This window comes from Micromonospora sp. DT63 (assembly GCF_049841615.1).
Taxonomy (GTDB): domain Bacteria; phylum Actinomycetota; class Actinomycetes; order Mycobacteriales; family Micromonosporaceae; genus Micromonospora.
In genome coordinates this window covers 95,835-122,202 of sequence record NZ_JBNCKQ010000006.1, presented here as the reverse complement: position 1 = coordinate 122,202, position 26,368 = coordinate 95,835, and the positions used below count along the sequence as shown (strand labels likewise).

23 protein-coding genes, 3 pseudogenes and 1 riboswitch are annotated in these 26,368 nt (G+C 71.5%); of the genes and pseudogenes, 9 read left to right on the top strand and 17 right to left on the bottom strand.

Features of this window, described 5'->3' with window-relative positions; genetic code table 11:
• Window positions 1-9: 9 nt before the first annotated feature.
• From ACLQ27_RS22100 to ACLQ27_RS22080, 5 genes are all read right to left on the bottom strand, one after another.
• On the bottom strand, window positions 10-762 hold the full coding sequence (locus ACLQ27_RS22100; protein ID WP_425868432.1) for an alpha/beta fold hydrolase: 753 nt from the start codon (window positions 760-762) through the stop codon (window positions 10-12).
• A 121-nt stretch (window positions 763-883) separates the two neighbouring features.
• Window positions 884-1,726, bottom strand: a complete 843-nt coding sequence (locus tag ACLQ27_RS22095; protein ID WP_357495097.1) for a C39 family peptidase — start codon at window positions 1,724-1,726, stop codon at window positions 884-886.
• A 233-nt stretch (window positions 1,727-1,959) separates the two neighbouring features.
• Window positions 1,960-2,101: riboswitch (cyclic di-AMP (ydaO/yuaA leader) on the bottom strand.
• Window positions 2,102-2,384: 283 nt separating this feature from the next.
• Window positions 2,385-3,152, bottom strand: a complete 768-nt coding sequence (locus tag ACLQ27_RS22090; RefSeq protein WP_425868430.1) for a hypothetical protein — start codon at window positions 3,150-3,152, stop codon at window positions 2,385-2,387.
• Between the two features lie 125 nt (window positions 3,153-3,277).
• A complete protein-coding gene (locus ACLQ27_RS22085; protein ID WP_425868428.1) occupies window positions 3,278-3,649 on the bottom strand; it encodes a hypothetical protein in 372 nt (123 codons plus the stop codon).
• 93 nt (window positions 3,650-3,742) lie between these two features.
• Window positions 3,743-4,978 carry an acyltransferase family protein gene (locus tag ACLQ27_RS22080; protein WP_425868426.1) on the bottom strand — a complete coding sequence of 412 codons (1,236 nt, stop codon included), beginning with the start codon at window positions 4,976-4,978 and terminating at the stop codon, window positions 3,743-3,745.
• A 388-nt stretch (window positions 4,979-5,366) separates the two neighbouring features.
• On the opposite strand from ACLQ27_RS22080, the gene ACLQ27_RS22075 reads away from it, so the two are divergent.
• The gene (locus ACLQ27_RS22075; RefSeq protein ID WP_425868425.1) at window positions 5,367-6,068 is read left to right on the top strand and encodes an HAD family hydrolase; all 702 of its coding nucleotides are present in this window, start codon (window positions 5,367-5,369) and stop codon (window positions 6,066-6,068) included.
• 38 nt (window positions 6,069-6,106) lie between these two features.
• A complete protein-coding gene (locus tag ACLQ27_RS22070) occupies window positions 6,107-6,745 on the top strand; it encodes an alpha-ketoglutarate-dependent dioxygenase AlkB (RefSeq protein WP_234582212.1) in 639 nt (212 codons plus the stop codon).
• A gap of 96 nt (window positions 6,746-6,841) precedes the next feature.
• Here the strand turns inward: ACLQ27_RS22070 and ACLQ27_RS22065 are convergent, their stop codons facing one another.
• Window positions 6,842-7,249, bottom strand: a complete 408-nt coding sequence (locus ACLQ27_RS22065; RefSeq protein WP_425868423.1) for a hypothetical protein — start codon at window positions 7,247-7,249, stop codon at window positions 6,842-6,844.
• A gap of 113 nt (window positions 7,250-7,362) precedes the next feature.
• On the bottom strand, window positions 7,363-8,079 hold the full coding sequence (locus tag ACLQ27_RS22060) for a DUF899 family protein (protein WP_425868421.1): 717 nt from the start codon (window positions 8,077-8,079) through the stop codon (window positions 7,363-7,365).
• Window positions 8,080-8,215: 136 nt separating this feature from the next.
• On the opposite strand from ACLQ27_RS22060, the gene ACLQ27_RS22055 reads away from it, so the two are divergent.
• On the top strand, window positions 8,216-9,136 hold the full coding sequence (locus ACLQ27_RS22055; protein ID WP_030490338.1) for an RNA polymerase subunit sigma-70: 921 nt from the start codon (window positions 8,216-8,218) through the stop codon (window positions 9,134-9,136).
• Between the two features lie 11 nt (window positions 9,137-9,147).
• Here ACLQ27_RS22055 and ACLQ27_RS22050 read toward each other — a convergent pair.
• From ACLQ27_RS22050 to ACLQ27_RS22025, 6 genes and pseudogenes are all read right to left on the bottom strand, one after another.
• Window positions 9,148-9,330: pseudogene (locus ACLQ27_RS22050) on the bottom strand (IS701 family transposase); the annotation flags it as partial.
• 56 nt (window positions 9,331-9,386) lie between these two features.
• Entirely contained in the window at window positions 9,387-11,843 is a 2,457-nt protein-coding gene (locus ACLQ27_RS22045; protein WP_425868700.1) for a DNA topoisomerase (ATP-hydrolyzing), read from the bottom strand.
• A gap of 270 nt (window positions 11,844-12,113) precedes the next feature.
• Window positions 12,114-12,749: pseudogene (locus tag ACLQ27_RS22040) on the bottom strand (LAGLIDADG family homing endonuclease); the annotation flags it as partial.
• 171 nt (window positions 12,750-12,920) lie between these two features.
• Window positions 12,921-13,175, bottom strand: a pseudogene (locus ACLQ27_RS22035) (DNA gyrase subunit A); the annotation flags it as partial.
• 112 nt (window positions 13,176-13,287) lie between these two features.
• Entirely contained in the window at window positions 13,288-15,396 is a 2,109-nt protein-coding gene (locus ACLQ27_RS22030; protein ID WP_374109250.1) for a DNA gyrase/topoisomerase IV subunit B, read from the bottom strand.
• Window positions 15,397-15,561: 165 nt separating this feature from the next.
• Window positions 15,562-17,652, bottom strand: coding sequence for a hypothetical protein (locus ACLQ27_RS22025; protein WP_425868419.1), 2,091 nt, complete (start codon window positions 17,650-17,652; stop codon window positions 15,562-15,564).
• Window positions 17,653-18,045: 393 nt separating this feature from the next.
• Between ACLQ27_RS22025 and ACLQ27_RS22020 the strand changes: the two genes are divergently transcribed.
• Window positions 18,046-19,302, top strand: a complete 1,257-nt coding sequence (locus ACLQ27_RS22020; RefSeq protein ID WP_234582222.1) for a hypothetical protein — start codon at window positions 18,046-18,048, stop codon at window positions 19,300-19,302.
• Between the two features lie 99 nt (window positions 19,303-19,401).
• Window positions 19,402-20,265, top strand: coding sequence for an alpha/beta fold hydrolase (locus ACLQ27_RS22015; RefSeq protein WP_425868417.1), 864 nt, complete (start codon window positions 19,402-19,404; stop codon window positions 20,263-20,265).
• Between the two features lie 33 nt (window positions 20,266-20,298).
• Here ACLQ27_RS22015 and ACLQ27_RS22010 read toward each other — a convergent pair whose 3' ends face one another.
• The gene (locus ACLQ27_RS22010) at window positions 20,299-20,469 is read right to left on the bottom strand and encodes a hypothetical protein (protein WP_357495121.1); all 171 of its coding nucleotides are present in this window, start codon (window positions 20,467-20,469) and stop codon (window positions 20,299-20,301) included.
• A 196-nt stretch (window positions 20,470-20,665) separates the two neighbouring features.
• Between ACLQ27_RS22010 and ACLQ27_RS22005 the strand changes: the two genes are divergently transcribed.
• Together ACLQ27_RS22005 and ACLQ27_RS22000 are read left to right on the top strand one after the other, a co-directional pair.
• The gene (locus ACLQ27_RS22005; protein ID WP_234582224.1) at window positions 20,666-21,292 is read left to right on the top strand and encodes a hypothetical protein; all 627 of its coding nucleotides are present in this window, start codon (window positions 20,666-20,668) and stop codon (window positions 21,290-21,292) included.
• 156 nt (window positions 21,293-21,448) lie between these two features.
• Window positions 21,449-21,823: a hypothetical protein gene (locus ACLQ27_RS22000; protein WP_357495123.1), complete on the top strand. Its 375-nt coding sequence runs from the start codon at window positions 21,449-21,451 to the stop codon at window positions 21,821-21,823.
• Between the two features lie 58 nt (window positions 21,824-21,881).
• On the opposite strand, the gene ACLQ27_RS21995 is transcribed toward ACLQ27_RS22000, so the two are convergent.
• Complete coding sequence (locus ACLQ27_RS21995; RefSeq protein ID WP_357574435.1) at window positions 21,882-22,838, bottom strand: DUF72 domain-containing protein; 957 nt, start codon at window positions 22,836-22,838, stop codon at window positions 21,882-21,884.
• A gap of 132 nt (window positions 22,839-22,970) precedes the next feature.
• On the opposite strand from ACLQ27_RS21995, the gene ACLQ27_RS21990 reads away from it, so the two are divergent.
• Both ACLQ27_RS21990 and ACLQ27_RS21985 read left to right on the top strand, forming a co-directional pair.
• Window positions 22,971-23,474: a DinB family protein gene (locus ACLQ27_RS21990; protein ID WP_234582227.1), complete on the top strand. Its 504-nt coding sequence runs from the start codon at window positions 22,971-22,973 to the stop codon at window positions 23,472-23,474.
• Window positions 23,475-23,579: 105 nt separating this feature from the next.
• The gene (locus ACLQ27_RS21985; protein ID WP_425868416.1) at window positions 23,580-23,846 is read left to right on the top strand and encodes a hypothetical protein; all 267 of its coding nucleotides are present in this window, start codon (window positions 23,580-23,582) and stop codon (window positions 23,844-23,846) included.
• Between the two features lies 1 nt (window position 23,847).
• Here ACLQ27_RS21985 and ACLQ27_RS21980 read toward each other — a convergent pair whose 3' ends face one another.
• Together ACLQ27_RS21980 and ACLQ27_RS21975 are read right to left on the bottom strand one after the other, a co-directional pair.
• A complete protein-coding gene (locus ACLQ27_RS21980) occupies window positions 23,848-25,929 on the bottom strand; it encodes a glycogen debranching N-terminal domain-containing protein (RefSeq protein ID WP_425868414.1) in 2,082 nt (693 codons plus the stop codon).
• Complete coding sequence (locus ACLQ27_RS21975) at window positions 25,926-26,315, bottom strand: SCP2 sterol-binding domain-containing protein (protein ID WP_425868412.1); 390 nt, start codon at window positions 26,313-26,315, stop codon at window positions 25,926-25,928. The genes ACLQ27_RS21980 and ACLQ27_RS21975 overlap by 4 nt, the downstream gene beginning before the upstream one ends.
• Between the last annotated feature and the right edge of the window lie 53 nt (window positions 26,316-26,368).

Below are 26,368 nucleotides of genomic sequence, written 5' to 3'. Positions count from 1 at the left end.
GCATCCAGCTCACCCACGTTGGTACGGGTCGAGCAGCGCCAGCACGGCCGCCGGGTCCTGCACGTGTGCGTTGTGGCCGAGACCGGGCAGCGTGGCGACAGGTACGCCGTACGCCTTGAGCTGCTCGTCGGTGACCATCGGGTCGTGTTCCCCGCGGGCCAGCACCACCGGCACGTCGGTCGCCGCCAGCAACGCGGCCAGGTCGGGCTCGCCGACGCCGAAGGCTGTCGGGTCCATGGCGAGGCGCCACCGGCCGTCGACCTGACGCAACCCGGCGTCCACCATCGGATGATCCGGCGGGACCAGGCCGCCCAACCCGGAGACGCGCAGGTAGCGGCGGGCCGCCTCGGTGCGGCTGGCGAACCAGCTCACCGGGTATGCGGCGAGCTCAGCGGCGCGGGCCAGCTCAGCGGGCGACCAGAGCGCCTTGATGCCGAGCCCGACCACCGCGTCCACAGGTGTCCCTGCGGCGCGGGCGGCCAGCGCCAGGCCGACCACCCCGCCCAGCGAGTGCCCGAGCACGACGAGCCGGTCGTCGGGGGCGAGGCCGGCGGCGACCCGGGCGGCGAAACCAGCAAAGGAGTACGACGGCAACGGGGCCGACCAGCCGTGGCCGGCGAGGTCCGGTGCGAGCCACCGCCCCGGCCAGTGCTGCTCCAGCAACGGCGCCCACGGCAGCCAGACGTCTCCGGTTGCCCCCATCCCGTGCAGCAGCAGCAGGACGGGCCGGCGACCGGTGCGGCCACCCGATTCATCCACCACGGCCGCAGTCTGCCACGGTTCGCGGCCGGGTACGAGAGTCGTCGATGGCGGCTGCCGGAATGCGGCCGCGGGCGCCGGCCCCTTGTGGGGGACGACGCCCGCGGCGGTCTACGTGCCTGGGTCAGGCGGAGTACCCGCGGGTGGCCATCCAGTTGGCAAGGTCGATCGTGGTGATCCAGTAGGACGGGTCGGCCGGGTTCGCCGAGTCGGCGATCCGCACGGTCCGGCCGTTGTCCTTGTACCCCACGACAGCGACGTAGTGACCGCCGCCGTAGGAGTGCCAGCCGCCGTCGGTGTCGGTGGCGTCGCCGACGACGTTGGCCACCACGCCCCGGCCGTCGGTGATGGCCTTGACCACATCGGCCTGGAGCCGGTCCATCTGGGCCGGGCTGGGCGTGCCGGCGAACATCCGGGTCCGGTACGGGGAGCCCTTCACCTCGGCGTTGAGCGCTCGGGTGGTGTCCTCGGCCGAGTTGGTGCCCATCTCGGTGGTGCCCAGCTCGGCACCGAGTTCCTCCTGGGTGCGGTCGATGCCGGTGGCGCTGAGCGCGTTGCGGGTCGCCGCGGGGCCGCAGTTGTAGTACGTGTTCTGCGCCTCGTAGTCGTAGTCGAGCACCTTGGTCGCGGGCGGCTTCGGCGGCTGCGGCTTGCGGGTCAGGTCCGGGTTGGCGCTGGCCTTGGCGGCGGGCGACGCGGCGCTGGTGGCTGGGGCGGCGGTCGTCGGCGCGGCGCTGGGGGACGCGTCGCGCGCGTCGCCGAGGGGAACGGCGGTGTCACTGCGCATCTCGGCGACAGTGGTCGCGGTGCGGTGGTTGGCCGGCGCGTCGTCGGCGCCGGTGAGCAGGGCGCCGGTGGTCGTGGCGATCACGAGGGCCGCGGCGGAGGTGGCGACGATCTGGTACCGGCGCTCGGTCGCCAGGCGACGGAGCTGACGCTGCATGGTGTGCTTCACGGGGTCCTCCACGGATCGGGGGAGAGCGGCACACCCACGGGCCGGACCGGTATCCGGGCAGGCGCCAGCGCGCGGACAGTGGTCCGCGGATGGTGAACCGCTCAGGGAAACGCCCGGCGGGACCGGGCGGGAAAGGCGATGACCCGGGGGTCAGCTCACCGTCACTGGACGGATGAGCGGGGGCACCGCTGCGCCGTGGAGGCGTGGGAACAACCGAGGGGTGGAAAGGTGCTGCACGGGTTTGGAACTCCTTCCGACACCGCCTACCGGGTTAGCTGACGGATTCGGGCGGGAAGATCGCCCTACCGCGGGCCGTGGCTCGCGGATTCACCCCAGACTTACTGATGGGTCCCCGGTTCGTTAATCACGATTGAGCGGGTCGGCGCGGCGTCGCCTGTTGCGATCGGTTACCGCACCGGACGGGACGACACTACTGGCCTGTTCGCAGCCTGCCAAGCCAGGTTCGCCTGCGTAAACCCGATTCGGTGCAGCAATTTCTGCGCGTATTGCCGATGATGTGACTCGATGGGACAACCGGTTACGGAGACGCCTACGGGCGACAACCGGACAGGCCGCCGATAACGCGCCACAATCACGGGAAATATCGAGCACAACGCGTCGGACGCCCGAATTCCGAACGACGTGACCGGGCTCACGTAACGGATCAGGCTCAACTCGCGCTAGCCGGGCGCCACCGTGCCACGGGGGCGGGACGGGACGCCCCGCTCGCCCCGGGTCGGGCGAGGGCCGGGCTGGGCCGCAGCCGCGCCGTTGCCGCGTACGCCTCCTCGGCAAGGGTGCGCGCCGACTCGGCGGCCAGTTCCGCGTCCCGCCAGGCGGCCCGCTCCGCCGTGGCGGCGGCCTGGTAGTCGGCCAGTCTCGCGTCCCGGATCGCCCGGCTGAGCAGCACCTCCTGCTCGGCCGGGTGCCGCCGGGAATCCCAGCCGCGCCGGTGGGCGAACACGTCACTGAGCTGCGCCATGGTCAGATCGCCCCGCCAGTACGCCGCCATCGCCGCACGGTGCAGGTAGCGCTCCCGGCAGGCGTACTCGGCGGGTGTCCGCGGGGTGCGCGGAGTGGGCAGCGCGCCAGAGCCGACGAAGCGGCGGGCGGCGGTGTCCGCCTCGTCGTACCTCAGCCAGGCCCGCTCCACGTGTTCCTGAGCGGTGAGCCAGGCATCGCGTCGCCGCCGTGCCGTCCTGGCGGCGCCGGTCGCGGCGACGGCCACCTCCTCGGCGTACCGGCGCAGGTCGTCGGCTTCGGCCGCGGCCATTTCGCGGGCGGTCGGCGCGGCCGGGACCGGGTCGTCCGCGGGGCGGTCCCCCAGGCGGGCGACCAGCACGGCGAGTACGCCCAGTGCCAGCAGGAACAGGGTCGACCAGATGGCGGCGGCCTGCGGCACCTCGGTCACGAACTGGTAGAAGACGGCAGTCTCCACGGTCGGCTCCTCGGGGAGAGCAAAGCGGGGGAGCCCCGGCGACGTGGCCACGGCGGGCCACGGATCGGCGGGGTCGGAGCAGGCGGATCGACAGGGCGCGACGACGGGACGCGTGTCCCGGTGACTCAGCGCCGGGGCGGACCCCGGGGAGCCCAGGGCCGCGAAGCGTCGACGAGAGGCAGCCGGTCGGACCCGGCCGCGGACACCGGCTGCACGCCGGTCGCGATGGTGCCCTGGTCGACGGGCGGTGCCGCTTGCGCGTCGAACGATCCGGCCGGGACGAACTCCTCGGCGGCACTCGCACCGACCGCCGAGGCCGGGTGCACGGCAGCCTCTGGCACGGCGCTCAGGGGTGGCACGGCGCTCACCGGTGGCACGGCGGCCGAGGCCGGGCTCGCGCCGACCGCCAGGGTCGCGACCGCGGCGAGGCTGGTCAGCACCCGCGTAGCCCAGCGCGCCACCCACCACAGCGGACAGGTGAGCGCGACCGGAAGCACGTCCCCAACGCTACTGCCGGGCCGGCCCTGACGCACCGACCACGGGCGTGTCGGCGCACGCCGCGCCGACCCTGCTGACCAGGGTGGACGGTGTCAGCGCGAGTCGACGTACGGTGATCGGCTGTCGGTCTGGTCGGTCCCGCCGGGCCCGGCCTGAGTCCCGACAGCATCGGGGCGGTGGGCGTCGTCCCCGGCAGCCGGGGTGACGGCCGTGCGTTGTCCGGGCACGCGCGGGCGGGCCGTACGACGCGGCGCGAGTCGGCGCATCATCGGCGTCTCGACGAAGCGGTGCAGCAACCCGGCGAGGACCAGGTTCGCGAGCAGGAAGCCCAGCACCGCGACGGGGCCACGCCAGCCCTGGAAGCCGGTCCCCCAGTCACCGCTGAAGCGCAGCACGCTCGTCATCACCAGCACATGCACCAGGTAGAAGGCGAACGAGACCTCGCCGAGCCAGACCAGCGGCCGAGACCGCCACGGGGAACGCTTACCCCGGACGTCCGCGTCCGCGGCGGCAGTGATCACCAGCAGGTACGCCACCGCGAGCAGCGTGGTCCACAGCTCGGCGCGAATCCACTCTGCCGCTGCCACCCAGGTGGCCAGGAAGATCACGCTGGCCGCGGTCAGCCCCGGGCCCCGCCAGAGGCCACGGCGCATCAGCTCGGCCGCCAACGCGCCCATCCAGAACTCCAGCGACCGTACGGGCGGGAAGACCTGGGTGAACCACCACCGGCTCACCTCCGGCACCAACTGCTGCGCCGGCCAGAGCGCGAGGATCAGCAACGCCAGCGCGACGATCAGCGCCCAGAGCAGCTTCGGCCGGGCACGGCGCAGCAGTGGCAGCACCAGCGGCAGACACAGGTAGAAGAAGAACTCGCAGGACAGCGACCAGCTCACGGTGTTGATGCTGTAGAACCAGCCCGGCCGGGGGTCCCAGGCCTGCAACAGCAGCAGGTTCTCCAGCGCTGCCGCCGGCAGGACCGCGTCGGCGAACCACCAGGCGACCAGCAGCGCCGCCCCCCACAGCACAAGGTGGTTCGGGTAGATCTTGGCAACCCGTCGCCGCCAGAAGGTCCGCCGGGACTCGCCCTCGCGGGCCGACCAGACCAGCACGAAACCGCTCAGGATGAAGAAGAACTGCACCCCGGACAGGCCCAGGGTGAACAGCGCGTCGACCACGGCCTTGTAGTCCGGCTCCGCGATGATCCGCATGGTCCCGACGTGGAAGCCGAAGACCAGCAACGCGGCGATCCAGCGCAGCCCGGTCAGCGAGGGCAGCCGGGCCGGCGCGGGGGTGGGCCGGGCAGCCGTCGCCGCGGCGGCACTCGTCATGCCGGGATCCCGAGGCTCGGCAGGGTCACCAGCACGTGCGTGTCCTCCTCGGTGCGACATCGGACGGCGACGCCCGCGACGGCCCGGCAGGGGCCCGTACCCGGGGTACCCTACCCGGGGCACTCCCGGTGAACCGGACGCGTTCTGCCCCTGCAACGCGCAGAGGATGGGCCCGGGCCGCCCTGGTGGCGGACGGGCCGCCCGGGCGACCGCGGCGCGGACCCTGCACGGGCTGCTCAGCTCGCCGCCGCGCCGCGCGTCGCTGGCCGCGCGGGCCTGGTCCACAGTCGACGGGCGGGGTGTCCGACGCCGTACGGCCGCCCGCGACCAACGGCTGGCGCCGCCGCCTGCGACACGCCGTCCAGCGACTCTCGCCTATGCTCTCCTCATGATCGACGCGGTTGTCTTTGACGTCGGCGGAACCATTCTTGACGAGTCCCGCGAGTTCGCGAGCTGGGCGGACTGGTTCGGCGTTCCACGGCACACGCTCTCGGCGGTCCTCGGTGCCGTAATCGCCCGCGGCCTGGACTGGCAGGAGACGTTCCGGGCCTTCCGGCCCGATTTCGACCTCGCGGTCGAGCTGGAACGCCGAGCCGCCGCCGGCAAACCGGAGTGGTTCGGCAAAGAGGACCTCTACGCCGATGCGCGTGGGTGCCTCGCCGCACTCAAGGAGCAGGGCTTGTTCGTGGGGCTGGCCGGCAACCAACCAGCCCACGCCGAAGCGCTCCTGCACGCCCTCGACCTTCCCGTGGACATGATCGGCACATCGACCGGTTGGGGCGTGGCGAAACCGTCACCGGCCTTCTTCGAACGCGTCATCCACGCCGCCGGCGGCGACCCGTCGTCGATCCTCTACGTCGGCGACCGGCCCGACAACGACGTACGCCCGGCTGCGGAGGCGGGCATGAAGACCTGCCTGATCCGACGCGGCCCCTGGGGGCACATCCTCGACCTGCCAGCCGTCGCCGAGCGGTGCCTGTTCCGCATCGACTCGCTGGACGCCCTTCCGGCTCTGGTGGCGAAGCACAACGCGAGCCACGCAACCCCCTCCTCCGGCGACCGCGGCCGCGCGGGCGGCAGCAGGTTGTAGCTAGCACGGGTGTACGAAAGTGCTGCTAGGGTGGCCGCATGACGCAGGCCGCCTACCAGCCGTCGATGCTCGATCTGACCGACGCGGAGCCGACCCTGGGGCCACTGCCCGGCCAGCTCCGGCGGCATCACCTGAGTCGGGGCGCCTGGGTCGACCATCTCCCCGGCTGGGTGCACGGTTCCGACGCGGTCCTCGACACCCTGCTCACCGAGGTGCCATGGCGGGCCGAGCGACGCACCATGTACGACAGCGAGGTCGACGTGCCCCGCCTGCTCTGCTGGTACGGCGGCGACCGGCAACTGCCGCACCCCGTGCTCACCACGGCACGAGCCGAGCTGACCCGGCACTACGCCCCCGAGTTGGGTGAGCCGTTCGTCACCGCCGGCATGTGCCTCTACCGCTCCGGCCGGGACAGCGTCGCCTGGCACGGTGACACCATCGGCCGTTCCGCGCACAGCGACACCATTGTCGCGATCGTCTCGTTCGGGTCACCCCGGCCGCTGCTGCTGCGCCCGCGCGGAGGTGGTGGCGACAGCCTGCGTTTCCCGGTGGGCCACGGCGACCTCATCGTCATGGGCGGCTCCTGCCAACGCACCTGGGAACACGCCATTCCCAAGACCACCCGCCCGGTAGGCCCGAGGGTAAGCGTCCAGTTCCGCCCGTTCAACGTCGCCTAACCCCCACCCCCACCCCACCCGGTTGAGCGCAGGTGGGTGGGGTGGGGGTGGGGTTAGTACTCCAACGTCACTTGATCTGCCGGCTGGCTTACTCGGCTAGCTCATGAAGAAGATCATGGCCGCGAGGCTTGCCCCCATGGCCAGGTGCTCCCAACGGAGCAGGTCCGTGATCGGTCGATTGCGCAGCCGGACGAGTGCGGCCGCCATCCAGCAGAGGTGAGCCGCCGTGGCGGCGCGTAGCAACACGAGCGCCGCGTCATGGCCGGTGACGATGCCGTGGTCCATCCGGGGCCCGGCGGCCATGTGGTGGATAGCCATCGACCCGCCGTGTTGATGCATCAGCACGGCGAGCGCCATGAGCACGGCCCCGGCCGTACGGTGCCACTCCACCTCCGGGCCGCGCTCGGTCGGACGGCTGGTGACGAGTGCCACCGCGAAGGCGAGGAGCAGCAGCGCGCCCGCGTACTGCACAACCGGTGCGGCGTCGAGGGTCACCGCGACCATGACAGCCACCATCGCACCCGCGAGCATCCGGGCCCTGCGGGACGCGCCCGCCCGCGGCACGACGCAGCAGCAGGCCGATACCGCGGCCGACCCCAGCATGATCATCTCGAGCGTCAGGACGTCACCGCCGGCGTAACGCCGGGGCGTGACCATTGGGCGGTGGGGCGGCCGTTGAGCCGCCACGGGTGACCACTGACCCGCGGCCAACCTTGGGGTGAGTTTTCCCAGTTCTCTTGCCGGCCGTACACCGTGAGGTCCAAGGCGTGGTAGCTGGTCGTCAACGCCTCCACGCCCCGCCCGGTGGTCCAGTAGGTTTCGTAGACCTGGTCGCCGTCGCGCAGGTAGCAGGCAATGAACCCGAATTCGCGACCGTCGGCCAGAGCCGGGTCGGAGTCTTTCGCCGAATACCAGGGGAACGGGTAGCCCATGAACTCCGCGAACGGGGCACTTTCGTCGTAGGGGCCCTGGCAGAACACGGCGTAGGTGACGTCCCGGGCATGCAGGTAGTCCAGCGTCTGCATGTGACAGGTCGAGAAGGTGCACCCCTCACACTGATCCCCGTGCGGTTTGCCGTCGTGCCACATGTGGAAGTAGGCGATGAGCATCCGGCGGCCCTCGAAAACCTCCACCAGCGGGGTGTCCCCGCCGGGGCCCTGGACCGTCACCGTCGGCATCAAGGTCATCGGCAGCTGACGACGAGCGGCTGCGATCGCGTCTCCTTCGCGGGTGTGGGCCTTCTCCCGGACCAGCAGTTCGTTGCGCTCGCGCAGCCAGGTCTCCCGGTCGACGACCGGGGGCGTGGCTGCGCTGGACGCGGGGGTTGCCGTCATGGCTGTCTCCTTCGTGGGTGGGGATTGGTCACAGGTACAGACGACCGAGTCGGCGATCGTCATCGGTGACCGATGACGGATGGGGTCCGCGGTCGTCAGTACGGTTGTGCGGACCAATCAGCCCCGGGGAGATCACATGTCCGACTCGCCTGACGAGCAGGCGGTCTGGCTGCAGCGCGCCTTCGACGAGCACCGGCGCGAGCTACACGTGCACTGCTACCGCCTTGCAGGGAACGTCACCGACGCGGACGACCTGGTGCAGGAGGCCTTCCTGCGTGCCTGGCGGGCTCGCGACCGCTTCGAAGGTCGGGCGTCGGCGCGCACCTGGTTCTACCGGATAGCCACGAACGTCTTCCTCGACAGCCGCAAGGCGGCCGGTCACCGGACGGTTCCGTATGGTGACCCGCTGGAGTGGTCCACCGAGCTCGGTCCCTATCCAGACGCCCTGTTGGCCGACGATCCGCAGACCGGTCTCGCCGCGCGGGAGACCGTCGAGCTGGCCCTGATCGCAGCGCTCATGTACCTGCCGCCGCGGCAGCGGGCGGCCTTCGTGCTGCGCGACGTCTACGGCTGGACGCCGCAGGAGATCGCCGGCGCGCTCGACACCGCCGTAGCGGCCGTCAACAGCCTCCTCCAGCGGGCCCGCCACACCCTCCGGCGGCGCGCTCCGTCGGACCCGCAGGACTGGCGCCGCCCGCAGCTCACCAGCGAGGACGAAGAGATCCTGCGCCGCTACGCCAACGCGAAGGACCCGGAGACGGTCCGGGCACTGCTCGCCGAGGACGTACGGATCACGATGCCGCCCGAGCCGCCGGTCGTCGGGATCGACGCGGCCGCGGAGTTCCTCGGCCGACCGCTCGACTGGCGCACCTTCCCCACCTCGGCCAACGGGCGCCCGGCACTGATCAACTATCTCCGCCGGCCCGGCAGCCCGCACTACGAGGCGCTGGTCGTCGACGTACTCCGGATCGAGAACGGGAAGATCGTAGAGAGCAACGCCTTCATCGGTGCCCGTCACGTCGCCGCCTTCAGCATGCCCGCCACGCTCGAGCCCTAGACGAGTAAGTCTCAAGCTAAGTGGCCGAGCCTGCGCTGGTAGTGGGATCGCCGGGCTCGGGCGTGGGATGTTCGTCGCCAGGTTGACCAGTGCAGGGTGTGCGCTGGGGGTAGCGGCAGGCCGAGGACGAAGGCGTTGAGGAGTCGGCGGATCTCGGCGACGGTCAACGCGATGATCTCCGGGTCGGGGTCGGTCTGCTGCACTCATGCCCGCGCCACGCCCAACGCCGAAGCCAAGTGACGTTGGAGTATCAGTCGCGTTCGATGAGGTGGCCCACCACCGTTGGGCCGAGCATTACCGCGAAGCCGCTGCCGTCACGGCGTGGGTCCGCTGCGGGCAGTTCCACTGGTTCGCCGGTGCCGGTCGCGCCGACCGGGCGCGGTCCGACCCAGGCGACCGCCACGTCGGTCTCGTCCTTGAGGAAGCGGTGCGCGCGGACGCCGCCGGTCGCCCGGCCCTTCGCGGGGTACGCCTTGAACGGCGTCACCTTGACCGTCGCCCCGGTGGACGTGACGACCATCGGCTCGCCGTGCCCCGCGTCGTCGGTGCGGACCGCGCCGAAGAACACCACCCGGGCCCCGGCCGGCAGATTGATGCCTGCCATCCCGCCACCCTTGAGGCCCTGCGGGCGCACCAGCCCGGCGGCGAAACGCAGCAACGACGCCTCCGAGGTGACGAAGGTCAGCGTCTCGGCGCCGTCGGTCAGCCAGGTCGCCCCGACCACCTCGTCACCGTCGCGCAGGCCGATCACGTCGAACTCGTCGGAGCGCACCGGCCATTCCGGCGCGCACACCTTCACCACGCCGTGGCGGGTGCCCAGCGCCAGCCCGGGTGACGTGTCCGCCGCACCGCCGAGCGGCGCCAGACCGACCACGGTCTCCCCCGCCTCGAGCGGCACCAGCTCGGCGGCGGACATGCCGCCCCGCAGCGACACGGTGCCGGCCTGCTCGGGCAGCACCGGCAGCGGCAGTACGTCGATCTTGAACGCGCGACCCGCGCTGGTGACCAGCAGCACCCGACCACGGGCGGTGGAGTGCACGATCGCGCGTACCGTGTCGTGCTTGACCCGGCCGTTGCGCCGGCGCCCCTCGGCGCTCTCCTCCGACTCGGCCGCGGTCCGGGCGACCAGCCCGGTCGCGGAGAGGATGACCTGGCACGGGTCGTCGGCGACCTCCAGCGGACCGGCCGGCGCGGACGCGGCCAGCACCTCCTTGAGGTCACCGTCGACGAGCGTCGTCCGCCGTTCGGTGCCGAACTGCTTGACCACGGCCGCCAGCTCGTCGGAGACCAGCTTCTTGAGCACCCGCTCGTCGTCGAGGATCGTGGACAGCTCGGTGATCTCGGCTCGCAGCCGCTCCTGCTCGGCCTCCAGCTCGATCCGGTCGAACTTGGTCAGGCGGCGCAGCGGAGTGTCCAGGATGTAGGTCGCCTGGATGTCGGAGAGGCCGAACTGACTCATCAGAGCGTCCTTGGCCGCCTGCGCGTCGTCGCTGCCCCGGATCAACCGGACCACCCGGTCGATGTCCAACAGAGCGATCAGCAGGCCGTCGACCAGGTGCAGCCGCTCCTGGCGCTTACGGCGGCGGTACGAGCTGCGCCGGGTGACCACGTCGTACCGGTGGGCCAGGAAGACCTCCAGCAGCGCCTTCAACCCGAGGGTACGAGGCTGGCCGTCGACCAGCACCAGGTTGTTGACACCGAAGGACTGCTCCAGCGGGGTCAACCGGTAGAGGTCGGCGAGCAGCGCCTGCGGGTTGACCCCCACCTTGCACTCGACGACCAACCGGGTGCCGCTCTCCCGGTCGGTGAGGTCCTTGACGTCCGCGATGCCGGTCAGCCGCTTGGTCTTGGTCACCTCGTTGGTGATCGCCGCGATGACCTTTTCCGCGCCGACGCCGTACGGCAGCTCGACGACGGTGATGGCCTGGCGACCCCGGCTGCCCTCGAGCGGGCCGATCTCCACCCGGCCGCGCATGCGCACCACGCCGCGCCCCGTCTCGTACGCCCGGCGCACCTCGTCGAGGCCGAGCAGCACGCCACCGGTGGGCAGGTCGGGGCCGGGAACGAACTCCATGAGCTTGTCCAGGGTGGCGTCCGGGTGGTTGATCAGCCAGCGGGCCGCCGAGACCACCTCGGCCAGGTTGTGCGGGATCATGTTGGTGGCCATCCCGACCGCGATCCCGGACGCGCCGTTGACCAACAGGTTGGGAAAGGCCGCCGGCAGCACTGTCGGCTGGGTCAGCGAGCCGTCGTAGTTGGGCTCGACGTCGACGGTGTCCTCGCCCAGCTCACCGACGAGCAGCATGGCCTCGCGCGACATCCGCGCTTCTGTATATCTTGAGGCAGCCGGACCGTCGTCTTGGGAGCCGAAGTTGCCGTGCCCGTCGATGAGCGGCACGTTGAGCGAGAAGTCCTGCGCGAGGCGGACCATCGCGTCGTAGATCGCCGTGTCACCGTGCGGGTGGTACTTACCCATGCAGTTGTGCACCACGTAGCCCTCAGCAACGAACGCGTGTTCGTCACTACCCACCTGGATGTCGTACGTGACGTCGGGCGGCACCACCTCGACCGAGGTGACCCGCAGAAAAGCACTACCGACCAGCGCATCCAGCCGAGCGGCGAGCGGCGAGCCGAGCCGGTGGAGTTTCTGGACCCAGCCGTCCCGGACCGCCCGCTCCAACTGGAACGACCGCTCGGCGAGCGGCATGCCGTTGCGGTCCTTGCCATACCGCACCTTCGGGCCGCCGCTTGCCGAGAGCGAGGCACGAAACGCCTGTCCGGCGTGATCGCGGAACCATCCGCCGCCCTGGTGCGCCGCAGTAAACTCCGCCATCACCGGGCCGTACGGCAACCGATCGTTACCCTGCTTGCCGCTGTACCGATAGTCGATGTTCGCAACCCGTTGCAGGCCATCGTGCTTGTAGCCGATTCGCACCCACGGCAGGAACATCCGGGCGAGAGCAGCGGCGTCACGTCCGGATACGGAGAGCCCGTGGAGCGGATGTCCATCAGAATGACGACCGCTGGTCCAGTAGTGCCCGTGTAGACCCAGGTCGGCGAGCATGGCGTATATCTGCCGCACCAGTATCTTGCTGGTGCTGACGAAAACCATCTCTCGGAACCGCTTGCGGACGTAGCCGTCGCCATCGAAGAAGCCAGCGAGGAACGGTACCCACGCCGATCGGTTGCCCAGGATGTCGCGCGGCACGTGCTTGTCACGGCTGAGCGGCTCAGTAACCTCCAACAGCCCCTGGTGACGGCTGAAAGTCAAAATGTGCTGGTCGCGATGACGGGGGTCGGCAGCCTCACGCTTTCCGCGGGAGACGTTCAATCCGCTGGCGATAGCCCAGCCATGAGCAACGTCAAGCGGTTCGATGTCACACATGTGGATGCGGACCCGGCCGTCCGCTGTGCGGTTCCGGTCGACCGGGAAACCCTCGGCTACCAGCAGCCCGCGCACGTAGTCGTAGACGTCGTCAGGATGCGGCGGCACCTCAGTACGGCGGCTCCCGTAGGCCAGCGTCAGCCGTCCCGCAAGGTCCCGAGACTCGGCCCACTGCACGGAGAGGTCATCGGCGACCACCTGGAAGCGTTGGCCCGGAGTGACGAGCATCGTGTGCCCATTGCTCCAGGTGACGCGAACGAGGTCGGAATTCGGATTCCGGAAGACGGTGGTAACGGGGACCGATGCGCCCTTGCCGTCCAGCACGAAGTCCCCGACCTCGATCTGCTCGATCGGTCGCAGGCCATCGGGCGTGGAGACCAAGGTGCCGGCGACGAAGCAGTCGCCGACGATGCGTGCGGACTTCACGTGCCCGCGGTCCGGGCGGTAGCCCTGCTCGTACATCGACCAGAGGATGCGCCGGTGCACGGGCTTGAGGCCGTCGCGCGCGTCCGGCAGGGCGCGGGAGTGGATGACCGAGAACGCGTACTCCAGGTAGGAGTCGGAGACCTCGGTGACCAGCGGGTTGTCGAAGACCCGCGCGCCGGCCTGGTCGAACGAGGAGAGGTCGACCTTGTTTTCCTTACGGCGTGCCATGACTCAGCTTTCCCCTCGGACGGCAGCGGTGCTCATGCCGTCGCTCCGCTCCGCTGCGCGACGCCCTGAGGCACCATCGCGCTGTTCCGATTATTCGCTCGCTGCCGCTCGCTCATGCGTCGATCGCATCGCGGTCGACGCGGTCGGCCGAGTCGATGAGCCAGTTTCGGCGCGGCTCGACCTTCTCCCCCATCAGCAGTTCGAGGATGCGCTCGGCGGCGTCCACGTCGTCCAGGGTGATCCGGCGGACGGCGCGGGTGGCGGGGTTCATCGTGGTGTCCCACAGCTCGTCGGCGTCCATCTCACCGAGGCCCTTGAAACGCGGGATGGGCGTGACGATCTGCTTGCCGGCCTTCTCCAGCTTGCGGACCGTCGCCTCCATCTCGGCCTGCGTGTAGGTGTAGACCGTCTGCGGACTGCGCCCCTTGGTGGTGATCTTGTGCAGGGGCGGCATGGCGGCGTAGAGCCGACCGGCCTCGATCAACGGCCGCATGTACCTGGCGAAGAGGGTGATCAGCAGCGTCCGGATGTGAGCGCCGTCCACGTCGGCGTCGGCCATGATCAGCACCCGGCCGTAGCGCAGCGCGGCGAGGTCGAACGTCCGCCCCGAGCCGGCGCCGAGCACCTGGACGATGGCGGCGCACTCGGCATTGTCCAGAACCTGCTGGAGGTTGGCCTTCTGCACGTTGAGGATCTTGCCCCGGATCGGCAGCAGCGCCTGATACTCCGACGAGCGGGCCATGCGGCTCGTGCCGAGGGCGCTGTCACCCTCCACGATGAACAACTCGCTGCGGTCGATCCCGGTGGCGCGGCAGTCGACAAGCTTCGGCGGCATGGACGCGCCCTCCAGGGCGGTCTTGCGCCGGGCGGCGTCCTTCTGCTGCTTCTGGGTCAGCCGCACCCGCGCCGCGTCGACGATCTTCTGCAGGACGACGCGCGCCTCGGCCTTGGTGCGCCGGTCCTCCAGCCAAGCCTTGATGTGCGCGTCGACCAGGGTCTGGATGACCTTGGTGATGCCGGTGGTGGACAGCTCGTCCTTGGTCTGCGAGGTGAACTGCGGCTCGGGGATCCGCACGTGCACCACTGCGGTCATCCCCTCCAGGACGTCGTCCAGGGTGGGCGGCTCCTCCTTGGCCTTGAGCAGGCCGCGGGTGTTGCGGACGGCGTCGGCGAGGGTGCGGACGAGCGCCCGCTCGAAACCCTTGCGGTGGGTGCCGCCGTGGGCGTTGCGGATGGTGTTGGTGAAGCACTCGACGGTGCGCTCGTAGCCGGTGCCCCACCGGAACGCCACCTCGACCTCGGCGCGACGCTGCACGTTGGACTGCATGACGCCGTTGGCGTCGGCGGCGTTCTCCCGGTACGTCCCCTCGCCGTTGACCAGGAGCATGCCGGACACCGGCCGGTCGCCGGCCGGTGCGAGGAACTCGACCATGTCGCTGAGCCCGTTGGGGTAGTGGAACCGCTCCTCGGCGGGAGCCTCCCCGGTCAGGTCACGCAGCAGGTAGGTCACGCCCGGGACCAGGAACGCGGTGTTGCGCAACTTCATCCGTACGGCGTCGACGTCGAGCGCCGCACCGGTCTCGAAGTAGCGGGCGTCGTGCCACCAGCGGATCGAGGTGCCGGTGCGCTGGCCACGCTTCATCGCGCCGATCACCTGCAGGCCGGGGCCGGCGGTGAAGGGCGCCTCCGGCCCGTCACCGTCGAAGATCCCCGGAACGCCGTGCCGGAACGACATCGCGTGGACCTTGCCGGCTCGGCGGACGGTCACGTCGAAGCGGCGGGACAGCGCGTTGACCGCCGAGGCGCCGACGCCGTGCAGGCCGCCGGAGGTCTTGTAGCCGGAGCCGCCGAACTTGCCGCCGGCGTGCAGGCGGGTCAGCACCAGCTCGACGCCGGAGATGCCGGACTTCGCGTGCACGTCGGTGGGGATGCCGCGACCGTCGTCGTCGACCTGCACCGAGCCGTCGGCGTGCAGGATCACCTCGACGGTGGTGGCGTGGCCGGCGACACCCTCGTCGGTGGAGTTGTCGAGGATCTCGTTGACGAGGTGACCCACGCCACGGCTGTCGGTGGAACCGATGTACATGCCGGGCCGCTTGCGGACGGCGTCCAGCCCCTCAAGGTGGGTGAGGTCATCGGCCCCGTACAGGGTGTCAGGCTCTGCGGTCAACTGGTCGTACTCCCCGGTCTCGGCGGTGTGGTGCCGCGTCCGAACTGTCAGTCGGCCGGCGCGCGCCGCAGCGAGCCTAACCGGCAGATGCGACACGACGACGGCACCCCGCAGTCGAGGCCCGCATCCTCGTTCCGGATGCGGGCCTCGACACGGTGTGGTGTTGTCCGGTTTCGACGCCTCAGCCGCGCCGTGACCGGTTGGTGATCGGCTGCCCTACAGCGCCGGCACCTGGATAACAAGCGAGCTGTAGCCGACGTTCCCGACGCTGTCGACCGCGGCGACGTACAGCGTGTTGGTGCCGTAGGCCGGCGTGGCCAGGGTCACCGAGACGGTCTTGCCCGTCCAGCCGAGGCTGGTGCCGGCCTCCGCCTCCTCGGTGGGCGGGCCGCTCCAGCCGTAGCGGAAGCTGACCACGTCCAGGTCCGGCGAGCGCAGCTTGTAGGTGTAGAGCTGCCCGGGCGGGGCCGGGTTGGTGACCGCGTCGACGCTCACCGTGGGCGGCTGGTTGTCGATGGTGAACTCGCACCACGCCGACCACGGGCTGAGCACGTAGCCGTCGTCGCTGCGGGTCCGGAAGGCGTACGACTTTCCATTGGCCGTGCCGGTCACCGCTGCCGTGGTGGACCGGCCGCCGGCCGTGACGGTCGAGCCCGTCGGCGGCGTCATCCGGGGCGTGGCGCTGTCGTAGACGCCCGAGGCGGGAATCTCCAGCAGCTCGTACGCCGTCTGGAGGACCTGGCCGGAGTCCGCGTCGGGGAAGACGGCGGAGAGGGCCGGCGGGGTGGCCAGGGTGACCCGGTCGCCCGTGACGCAGGCCGCGCCACCCGCCTGGAGGGCGGTGGGCTGGGTGGGCGCCGTGTCGTAGTCGACAAGCAGGCGTGCCGTGGTCGGGTCGAACTTCTTCCACCGGTCCACCGTGCTCTCGCCGGTCCCGGAGGAGTCGCTGCACGCGCAGAGGCCGTAGGTGACCGAGGTCTGGTGAGCGGCCGCCGCGCTGCTGAGGCCTGCCGCGACGCTGCCGGAGAACCGCACGGTCATCGCCGGCTGCGGCGAGTCGATGCAGCCCGTGGCGCGAACGTGTGAGTTCGCGGAGGCGCGCAACGTCGTCAGCGCGGGCGCCCAGGCGGTGCGGGGGGTGCCCGTGATCGCCCCGGACTGGTAGAGGTAGGTCGGGGTGTCGGAGCAGGACCAGGTGTGGGTCGCCACCACCTGCACGTACGCCGACCTGATGATCTTGCCGCTGAGCGCGCTGATCGGGAACTCGAAGTAGGAGCGGTAGGTGACCCCGGAGTCCGCGCTCAAGCCGACCAGGGCGTACCTGGTGTCGCTGTTGGTGGAGTTGTTGTTCGTGGCGTACGCCCAGCGGGAGGGGCTGGCGGACCAGGCCGGGTCGATGTAGACCGGGAAGGTCGCCTTCGCCGGGTCGAGCAGGCCTGCCGACGGGCGCAGCACGAGGTCACCGGCCTCGTCGACGGCGGTCGCCACCGGGGCCGTACGGGCGGCCACGCCGGGACCGGACGGCGAGCTGGCCGCCGCCGCACGGGCCGCGCCACCGGAGCCGGTCGAGTCCCACATCTGCGCCGTCGCGGCGCGGGCCACCTCGGCACCTCCGGCGAGGGCCCGCAGCGAGCCGTCGGCCTCCCGCCGGACCCGCGCGTCACCCCCGAGGTTGAAGCGGATCTCCCGCAGCGCCGGGTTCGCCGCGGCCTGCGGCGTCTTCACCACCAGGACGTGGGTGAAGCCGGTGTGGGTGGCCGTGAGCACCAGGTCCACACCGGGCAGCACCTCGGCGTAGGTCGCGGCGTCCCCGGAGACGGTCGGCGCGGGCAGCCCGCCCGGCCAGCCCAGCGTCATGGACTTCGCGCCGTTGGTCAGGGTGGCCGCGGGACCGTGCCCGCCGGATGAGAACACCAGGTCGGCCGGAGAGACCGCCGGCCGGAAGCCGGTGGCGTCACGCCGCAGCGACAGGTCGACGTCGGACCAGGATCCGTCGCTCTGGCGGACCCGCTGTGGAACGGCGGCGGTCTCGGCCACGAAGCCCCCGCCCGGCTTGGCGAAGACCTGGGTCAGCTCGGTGCGAGCGGAGAGGACCTCCACCCGCTGGCCCGTACGCGTGGCAGTGGTGGTCGCCTGGGCGGCCTCCCGGCCGGCCGGGGCGACGCCCGTCGTCACCGTCGCCGGCGCGGCCGACGAGGGTGCGGCGAGCAGGGTGACGCCGATGGACGCCGCGATCCCGGCGGCGAGCAGGCGACGCGTGGACGGTCGGTGATGAGTGGACGGTTTCTGAATGTGGACAGCATGCATGGAGCGGCCAGTGGCCACCGCAACCCCCGTGGATGTAAGACAGCCAGACGGGGGGAACTTTAGAGAGCGGTATCGGGCACTGTCCACGTCTGTCACATCCGGTGAGCACAAAAGGAACGAGGTGCCGTATACGCGAACGGCGCGGGCCCCGACCGGGACTGTCGGTGACAGCGCGACGAGCCAGCCGAGGTCAGCCCTCACCGCGAACGGCCCGGCACGGCGGTGATCACGGGACTAGGTGGACACCGGGTTGGGCCCGGCGCAGCCCCGCGCGTACCGGGCGTGTGTGTCTTTCATCGAACGGTTCCGTTACGGGCCATTGACGCCCGTTGCACATGGGTGATCTGATCGCGCTCTCAGAGAATCTTTCATCTTTCGATGGATGGGAGCCCCATGCCCAGATTCCGCCGTACCGCGCTCGCCGCGGCACTCACGATCGTCACGGCCGCACTGTCGACCGCTGTCGCGCTGCCCGCCCCCGCGACCGCCGCGCTGCCCACCGCCGCCGTGGCGCTCGGCGACAGCTTCATCAGCGGCGAGGGCGCGGGGGCGTACACCCCGGTGGTCGACGCCAACGGGGTCGCGCAGGGCTTCCCCGGCTGGACCGCGCCCAACAACAACGCGTACTTCTGCCACCGGTCGGCGAACGCCTCGCTCCACCAGGCGAACCTGCCGGGCATCCAGAACCGGTTCAACCTGGCCTGCTCCGGCGGCCAGCCACACGACATCGCCACCGCCTCCGGCGCGCGGGCCAACGGCCGGACCGTGGCCGCCCAGCTCGACCAGCTGCGCGCCGTCGCGCAGACCCAGGACATCGACCTCGTGCTGATCGGTCTGGGTTCCAACAACAGCTCGTTCACCTTCGGCAGCGTCGCCGAGACGTGCGCCAACCGGTTCATCGCCGACGCCTGGACCGGCTGGTGGGAGTTCTGGGCCTACCTGAACGGGCCGGTGGAGCAGAAGCCGTGCAGCGACGCCGACCTGGCCACCGCCGCGCAGCTCAGCGCCGCGACCGCGGAAACGACAGCAGCCGTACGCCAGATCCTTACCACCCTCGACCAGGTGGACGCGGACGGCCAGCACCGGGTGGTGTTCCAGGACTACACCAACCCGCTGCCGCTGGACCTGAACCCGGTGTACTACGAGGAGGACGGCCGGGACGACACCCGGGACAAGTTCCGTGACCTCGGCGCCGAGCGGTACGCGGCCGGCTGCCCGATCCACCGGGCCAGCCTCGCCCCCGGGCACCGCTTCTCGCAGGGCCTGGGCGGCATCGTGAAGTCCACCCGGGACACCCTGGCCGCCGAGTTCCCGGGCGACGACCTGGTCTACCTCAACGTGCAGCGGGCCTTCGACGGCGCGCGGCTGTGCGAGTCGGCGTCCAGCCCGACCGGCGCGCTGGCCACGCCCATCCGGCTCCAGGACGGCGCGACCGGCACGTTCGTGACCAGCCTCGCCGGCAAGGACAAGATCGCCATTCAGCGGATCGCCAACACCTGCGTCAGCTACTTCCAGACCTGCCAGGAGTCGTGGCACCCGAACGCCACCGGGCACCAGGTGCTCGGCCGGTGCCTCGCCGGCGCGGCCGTCACCGCCGCCCGCGCGGTGTCGTGTGTTCGCGCCGGAGACGGGACGATCTCCGTCTCCTGACCTGTCGCGCCACCGGAGGCCCCGCCACCCGGCGGGGCCTCCGTCGCGTCCGAACCGCCTCGGCTACCCGCCGGTAACGCCGGGCCGTACGCTGAGCCGGTGAACGGGGCCCCGGAGTACGTGCAGGAGTTCGTCGACGTCGACGGCGCTCGGCTCGGTGTGCAGGTCTATCCCGAGCCGGCCGGCCCGCCCGGCGCTCCCGTGGTGGTGATCTGGCCCGCGATGGGGGTCCGCGCCCGCTACTACCGGCCGTTCGCCGCCGCGCTGCGCTCCGCCGGCCTGGCCGTGATCGTCGCGGATCTGCGGGGCACCGGAGCGAGCACGCCCGCGCCAAGCCGCGCCGACCGGCACGGCTACACCGAGCTGGCCAGCGACATCGGCGCCGTCCTGGCCGCCCTCAAGCCGCGGCTCGACGGGCGTACCCGGGTGCTGCTCGGCCACTCCCTCGGCGGGCAGGCCGCCCTGCTGCACCTCGCCCGCCACGGCGGCGACGCGGTGGACGCTCTGGCCCTGGTCGCGGTGGGCATCCCGTACTGGCGCACCTATCCGGGTCGCCGAGGGCTCGGCGTTCTGCCGTACACGCAGGGCATCGCCGCCACCGCGGCGCTGCTCGGCGTCTGGCCCGGGTGGGGCTTCGGCGGTCGGCAGGCGCGCGGCGTGATCCGCGACTGGGCACACACCGCGCGAACCGGCCGTTTTCCCCGCCTCGACGGCACGGACACCGAAGCGGCGGTACGCGCGGTACGCACACCCGTGCTGGCGATCAGCGTGGACGACGACCAGTACACCCCGCACGAGACGATGGACCACCTCTGCGCGAAGCTCACGGCCGCACCGGTGACCCGCGAGCGGTACACGGTGGCGGACGCCGGGGCGCCGCTGGACCACTTCACCTGGGTCCGCGCCGGCACACCACTGGCCGGGCGGATCGCCCGTTTCGCCGCGGACCTGCCGCCCCGCTGAGCCGTACCGGCTGCTCGGGGCGGCCCGCCCCGCTCACTCCTGCGGGTCCAGCGGCACCAGCTCGTCGTCGCGTTCCACCTGGATCTGCGCGTGGTCCTTGCGCGGCGCGACCTCCGCGGTGTTCCGGTGCGGATCGTTGTCCGGGTGCATGAGCACCGCGTCGGTCTTGGGGGTCTTCTCGCGGACCTCATCCGGCTGCGACATCGCGTTCCCCTCCTTCGTCGGCGTCGGACGGATCTACCCGCCACCACGCGGACGACTCCTCCCGGAGGCGATCTCCGACCGCGACGCCCGTACGTCCCCGTCGTGTCGAGGCGACGGGGATCGGCCGACAGGCGACGGGGTTAGCCGCCCGGGCGGCGGGTAAGCCGCATCGCCCGACACGGCGGAAGGGGATCACATGTCCGAACGACACACCGCACTGCGCTCGATGCACGATCTGGGTCTGGCGGCCTGGTTCGGCGGCTCCCTCATGGGTGCCTTCGGCGTCAACGGCGCAGCGGCGAAAATCAACGACTCGACCCAGCGACTGCCGGTCGCCTCGGCTGGCTGGTCGAAGTGGACGCCGGTCAACGCGGCCGCGATCGGCGCGCACCTGGCCGGCGCGGTCGGCGAACTGGTCACGGAGAGCCCACGGGTGGCGGCCCAACGCGGGGTCGGCCGGGCCAGCGCCATCAAGACGGCGCTGACGATCGGCGCGCTCGCGGTCACCGGCTACAGCCGGTTGGTCGGCATGCGGTTGGAGAAGGCGGGCGGTCCGCCGGTGAGCGGCGCCACGGAGCCCAACCACCAGACGCCGGCCAGCGTCGCCTCCTCGCAGCGGCAGATGAAGCTGCTCCAGTGGGCGATTCCGGCGCTGACCGGATCACTTGTCGTCGTCACCGCGTACATGGGTGAGCAGCAGAAGCCCGGTCAGGTGCTGCGCGGGATCCTCAACCGCACCGGCGGGATCCGCAGTGCGCCGATGAGCATGGCCAAGATGGGCATGGGCATGGGCAAGCGACAGATGGCCATGTCCGGACGCTGAGCGTCGGGCCGGCCGGCTTCCCGCCGGACCGTCGACGGCGGGACGCCGGCCGGCCCTGCGCGCCCGCCACGCTCCACGGCGTGCCGAGCGGGCAGGACCGGCCCGGAGACGGGCATTCCGTCCGTCGGTAGCGGCGGACCGACGAGCGAGGTGGCCATGACGGCACACGAGGGACGCAGCAGTGGCGGTGGCGATCGGCCGGAACCGGAGGCGGTCAACCCGTGGGGCACCGGCGACGGCTTCGACGCCGACGCGCCGTGGGGCACCGACGACGACTCGCCGATGGACGAGGGCAGCGAGGAGACAGCGGTGCCCGAGGGACGGCGCGGTGAGCGGCGCGCGGGCGCCCCGGCTGGCCGCAGCGGTCCGGCCGGTCGGCACGGCTTCGGTTCGGTCGAACCCACCCGCACGACGATGGCCGGGCCGGGTGCGCCGCCGGATCCGGCGCCCAGCGGTCGGAGCTTCCCCGACGACGCGGACATCAACGAGCGGTCCGAGGACGCGCTGCGCAGCCGGGGCCGACGCTCCTGATCAACCGACGCTGCCCGCGTGCCCGCTCCGAACGGGGTGCACGCGGGCAGCAGTGGCGTCAGCCGGTCGACGTGGCCCGTGCCGCTACGGGGTGACCGTCGGCCGGTCCACGGGGCCCGGGCGGCACCCGCGGATCGGCCAGCATGGTCTCGGCGAGCAGCTGCGCCAGCCGGGTGGCGTCGCGCTGGGCCTGCCCGGCGCAGCAGTTGTTGAACAGCACGTGCAGGTCGTCGACGTCGCTGGCCAGCTCGGCCAGCCGCACGGCCCAGTCCCGCAGCTCCGACTCGTCGTACGCGTAGCGGAACTTGTCCTGCTTGTCACCGTCGCCCCACGCGTCGCTGTGGCCGTGGAAGCGGACGATCGCGGGCTCCGCCGTGCGCGTCAGGATCGGCGGCACCGACGACGGATGCCCCTGCGGCATGTCGACGCAGACCAGGGACAGGTCGTACGCGCGCAGCAGGTCCAGGGTCGCGGCGGCGGCGTCGCCGTCGAACCAGGAGGCGTGCCGCAGCTCCACCGCCACCCGCCACGGCCGGCACCGCTGCGCCAGCTCCACGATGCGACGCTCGGCGGCCGCCCCGCGCGCCAACCACGGCGGGAACTGCAGCAACACCACGCCCAGCTTGCCGGCCGCCGCGATCGGGTCCAGCGCCGCCCGGAAACGGGCCCACAGCTCGTCGTACGTCTGCTCGGGCAGATCGCGACGGCGGACCCGGCTCGGGCCGGCGGCCGGCCGCAGATCCCGGGGCAGTACGGCGACCGGCGTCGGGTGGCCGGTGAAGAGGCTGAACGCCTTGACGTTGAAGGTGAAGTCGTCGGGCGTCGCGTCGACCCAGCCCTGTGTCGTCTCCGGCACCGGAACGGCGTAGTAGGACGTGTCCACTTCGACCAGCGGGAACCGCCCCGCGTAGAAGGCCAGCCGGCTGGCCGGCGTGTTGGCCGAGCGCGGATACCAGCCGGAGCGCAGCAACGTCTGGTCCGCCCAGGACGACGTGCCCACCTTGATCACACCCATGTCGTTCAGTGGACAGTCCCGCGGCCCGATCGGCAACCGCTGGCGGCCGGCGCTCTCGTCGTGTCCGACCCCGAAGTGTCGGTACCCGCTCCTAGGCTGGCGCCCGACCGACCTCGACGGAAAGGGCACACCATGACCAGCACCGCGCAGCTCACCGGGGAACGGGCCGACCTGCTGCAGACGCTGCGCCGGCACCGGGGCTTCCTCCTGCACACCGTCGACGGTCTGACCGACGAGCAGGCCGCCGCGCGCAGCACCGTGAGCGAGCTCTGCCCGGGCGGGCTCATCAAGCACGTCGCCGGCACCGAGGAGCGGTGGATGCGGTTCGCCGTGGGTGGCGCGGAGGCCATGCAGCGCGAGGAGATCGACTGGGTCGGCCAGTTCCGGATGGCGCCGGGCGAGACCCTGGCCGGGCTGGTCGAGCGGTTCCAGGCGGTGGCCGCCCACACCGACGAGCTGATCGCCACCCTCGATCTGGACGCGGCCCACCCGCTGCCGCAGGCGCCCTGGTTCGAGCCGGGTGCGAGCTGGACGGTCCGGCGGGTGCTGCTGCACCTCATCGCCGAGACGTCGCAGCACGCGGGTCACGCCGACATCCTGCGTGAGGCGATCGACGGGTCGAAGACCATGGGCTGAGCCCCGCCCCGGCCCTCGGCGCCTCGCCTCGTGCCGTCACCACCGGTCCCCTGCTCCGGGCGCGGATGTGACATCGCCCGCGGGGTCGGCGCTGAGGGACAAGAGATGAACGCGGACCGGATGGACCAGGAAACCGCCGAGCGGCTGCTCGGCGGTTTCCCCGTCGACCCGTCGACCGGCACGCGTCCGGTGGTGCTGCTCCTGACGGCGGTGCGCGCCGCGCCGCGTCCCGACGAGCTGGCCGGCCTGAGCCTCGCCGTGCAGGCTTTCCGCAGCGCCCAGGCACACCACCGGCGCCCCGCCCCGGCCCACGTGTCCCCGTCGCCCGATCAGGACGCCGACGGTGCGACAGGCCGGAGCGACGGCCGCTGAGTCACGATCGCCGTCGGGTCCGCGGGCGGGCCCCCGGGTGGGTGGAACGGTCACCGGCGTACGCGTCGGTGTGCCCCCACCGGCCGGGAATGTCGAGCAGCTCGACACCTCCGAAGCCGGTGGGCAGGGCGGGATTCACCAGCAGGTCCTCGCCGGTGGGCCGCAGGCCCAACAGGGTGCCCAGCAACATCAGCAGCGCGCCGGAGGACCACGACTGGGGACGACCGGCCGAGGGCAACTGGACCGGATACTTCGTCAGGCTCCGCTCGTAACCGGCGATCAGCTCCGGCACCGCTCCGCCCAGCGTCTGCGCCATGTCGAAGATGCCGGCCGCGATGCGGGCCGCGTGCGTGTCGAAGCGGTAGTGCCGCAGACCGGCGGCGATCAGGGCGTTGTCCGACGGCCAGACCGCCCCCAGGTGCGAGCCCACCGGGTTGTACGGCCGCTGGCCGGTGGCGAACGTCCGCACCCCCCAGCCGTTGAACAGCCGTGGCCCGAGCAGGTGCTCGGCGATAGCCTCGGCGCGATCGTCCGCGACGATCCCGCTCCACAGCAGGTGCCCCATGTTGGACGCCAGCGCGTCGACCTGCTCGCCGTACGGGTCCAGCGCCAACGCGTAGTACTCCCGGTGCGGCAGCCAGAAGTCCCTGTTGAACCGCTCCTTGAGCGCCGTCGCCTCCCGATCGAGCCGGTCGGCGTACTCGTCGTCGCCCCAGAACTCGCGGGCCAGCCGGGCGCCGCGCCGCTTCGCGTCGTACGCGTAGCCCTGCACCTCGCAGGTGGCGCGGGGAAAGGCGGGCAACCGCCCGTGCGCGTCGGCGATCGCGTCCGGGGAGTCCTTCCAGGACTGGTTCACCACGCCGTGCCGCTCGTTACGGCTCTGGTAGCGCACGTAGCCGTCACCTGTCATGTCGCCGTACTCGTCGATCCAGTCCAACGCCCGCCGGGCCGGGTGGCGCAGCTCGCGCACCAGCTCCGCGTCGCCGGACCAGCGCTCGTACTCGTCGAGCAGGACCACGAACAGCGGGGTGGTGTCGGCCGCGCCGTAGTCCAGCGCGCTGCGCCGCTCGCCGAACGCGGCCAACTCGCCGTAGCGCAGCTGGACCAGGATCTTGCCCGGCTCCTCGTCGTGGTCGTCGTCGAGTTGGCCACCCTGCAACAGCGCCAGCATTCGCAGCGTCGCGCGGGCCAGCTCGGGGGTGAACGCCAGGCTCTGCAGGCAGGTGATGATGCTGTCCCGCCCGCACAGTCCCATCGCCCACGGCAGGCCGCCGACCGGCACCGGGTCGGTGTACGCGAGCGGCTCGTACCGCAGCGCCGCCAGGGCGGCCAGGGCGCCCTGGTACGTCTCCTCCAGGCCGGCCCGTTCGGCCACCAACTGTGGGGCCCGGGCCAGCCACGCGGTCAGGTCGTCACCCATTCCCCGCCGCAGGACCTGCTGGTGCGACTCCAGTTCGGCGCGCATGTCCCGGTCGCCCTCGCCCTGCATCGTCATGCTGGCGTGCAGGGTGGTCTCCCACGCCCCCTCGGGCGGGACGCTGATCCGGAAGGTGAATCCCCCCTCGTCGACCTCGGCGGGGGCGGTGCTGCGCACGGTGGTGACGCGGCCGAACCGCTCCCGCTCGTAGCGCAGCACGAGCGCCGCATGGTCGGTGTCGGCCGCGATCCGGACGGCGCGCGGTCGGGGCTGTGCGACGTCGGCGATCTCGGCGATGTCGGTGAAGTCGGCGCCGACCTCCATCCGCACGGTGAAGTCGGCGGGCTTCGGCGAGTGGTTGAGCACGGTGATCTGCTCGTGGAAGCAGTCGTGCACCGAGCGGTGCCGGATGATCGACACGTCGGCGTCCACGTAGTGGCTCGCCGCGCCGGGCACCAGGAAGAACCGGGTCTCGAAGTACGTCATGTCGTCGCGGGAGAGCGCGTTGAGGCGTTCCCCGTCGACCGTGAGCACCCAGCGGGACAGGAAACGGGTGTCGAACGAGAAGAGCCCGACCGGCGCCTGCGGATCGACCTCCATGTCGCCCTGGGCGTCGCTGATGGCGAACACGTTGCCGGCGATCACATGAACCTGCTCCTGCCTCATCGCGCCTGGTCCTGTCCCGCGAGGGCCGCCCGGCCCAGCGCACGGGGATGCCGCGCGTCGGCCGGGCCGGGGAAGATCCGCCGCAGCAGCATCAGCAGCGCCATGTCGCCGCGCACGGTCAGCTCGTTGCGCAGCAACGCCTCGGCGAGGTGCAGCTGACCGCTGGCCAGCTGGTCGAAGACCGCCCGGTCGGCGCGGACCAGCAGGTCGGCGTCGTCGGCCGACCGGGTCACCTGGACGTGCTGGTCGGCGACGGTCAGGTACCAGTGATCGGTGCAGCCCTCGCCGCGCATGTCGAGCCGCAGCGTCCCGGCGGTGGTCTCGGCCAGGTCGGGGCGCCGGCTGCCGTCCAGGTCCTGCAGGAACCGCGCCGCCGTCGTGTCCATCAGGTCACCTCCCGCATCCGGTCAGGATCACCCGGCGCGGGGTGAGCGGGAGT

Coding starts and splice junctions, on each gene's coding strand:
- ACLQ27_RS22080 (WP_425868426.1), bottom strand. CDS start 4,978: ATGACGAGTGCCGCCGCGGCGACGGCTGCCCGGCCCACCCCCGCGCCG.
- ACLQ27_RS22075 (WP_425868425.1), top strand. CDS start 5,367: ATGATCGACGCGGTTGTCTTTGACGTCGGCGGAACCATTCTTGACGAG.
- ACLQ27_RS22070 (WP_234582212.1), top strand. CDS start 6,107: ATGACGCAGGCCGCCTACCAGCCGTCGATGCTCGATCTGACCGACGCG.
- ACLQ27_RS22065 (WP_425868423.1), bottom strand. CDS start 7,249: ATGGTCGCGGTGACCCTCGACGCCGCACCGGTTGTGCAGTACGCGGGC.
- ACLQ27_RS22060 (WP_425868421.1), bottom strand. CDS start 8,079: ATGACGGCAACCCCCGCGTCCAGCGCAGCCACGCCCCCGGTCGTCGAC.
- ACLQ27_RS22055 (WP_030490338.1), top strand. CDS start 8,216: ATGTCCGACTCGCCTGACGAGCAGGCGGTCTGGCTGCAGCGCGCCTTC.
- ACLQ27_RS22045 (WP_425868700.1), bottom strand. CDS start 11,843: ATGCCGCTCGCCGAGCGGTCGTTCCAGTTGGAGCGGGCGGTCCGGGAC.
- ACLQ27_RS22025 (WP_425868419.1), bottom strand. CDS start 17,652: ATGCATGCTGTCCACATTCAGAAACCGTCCACTCATCACCGACCGTCC.
- ACLQ27_RS22020 (WP_234582222.1), top strand. CDS start 18,046: ATGCCCAGATTCCGCCGTACCGCGCTCGCCGCGGCACTCACGATCGTC.
- ACLQ27_RS22010 (WP_357495121.1), bottom strand. CDS start 20,469: ATGTCGCAGCCGGATGAGGTCCGCGAGAAGACCCCCAAGACCGACGCG.
- ACLQ27_RS22005 (WP_234582224.1), top strand. CDS start 20,666: ATGTCCGAACGACACACCGCACTGCGCTCGATGCACGATCTGGGTCTG.
- ACLQ27_RS22000 (WP_357495123.1), top strand. CDS start 21,449: ATGACGGCACACGAGGGACGCAGCAGTGGCGGTGGCGATCGGCCGGAA.
- ACLQ27_RS21995 (WP_357574435.1), bottom strand. CDS start 22,838: ATGGGTGTGATCAAGGTGGGCACGTCGTCCTGGGCGGACCAGACGTTG.
- ACLQ27_RS21990 (WP_234582227.1), top strand. CDS start 22,971: ATGACCAGCACCGCGCAGCTCACCGGGGAACGGGCCGACCTGCTGCAG.
- ACLQ27_RS21985 (WP_425868416.1), top strand. CDS start 23,580: ATGAACGCGGACCGGATGGACCAGGAAACCGCCGAGCGGCTGCTCGGC.
- ACLQ27_RS21980 (WP_425868414.1), bottom strand. CDS start 25,929: ATGAGGCAGGAGCAGGTTCATGTGATCGCCGGCAACGTGTTCGCCATC.
- ACLQ27_RS21975 (WP_425868412.1), bottom strand. CDS start 26,315: ATGGACACGACGGCGGCGCGGTTCCTGCAGGACCTGGACGGCAGCCGG.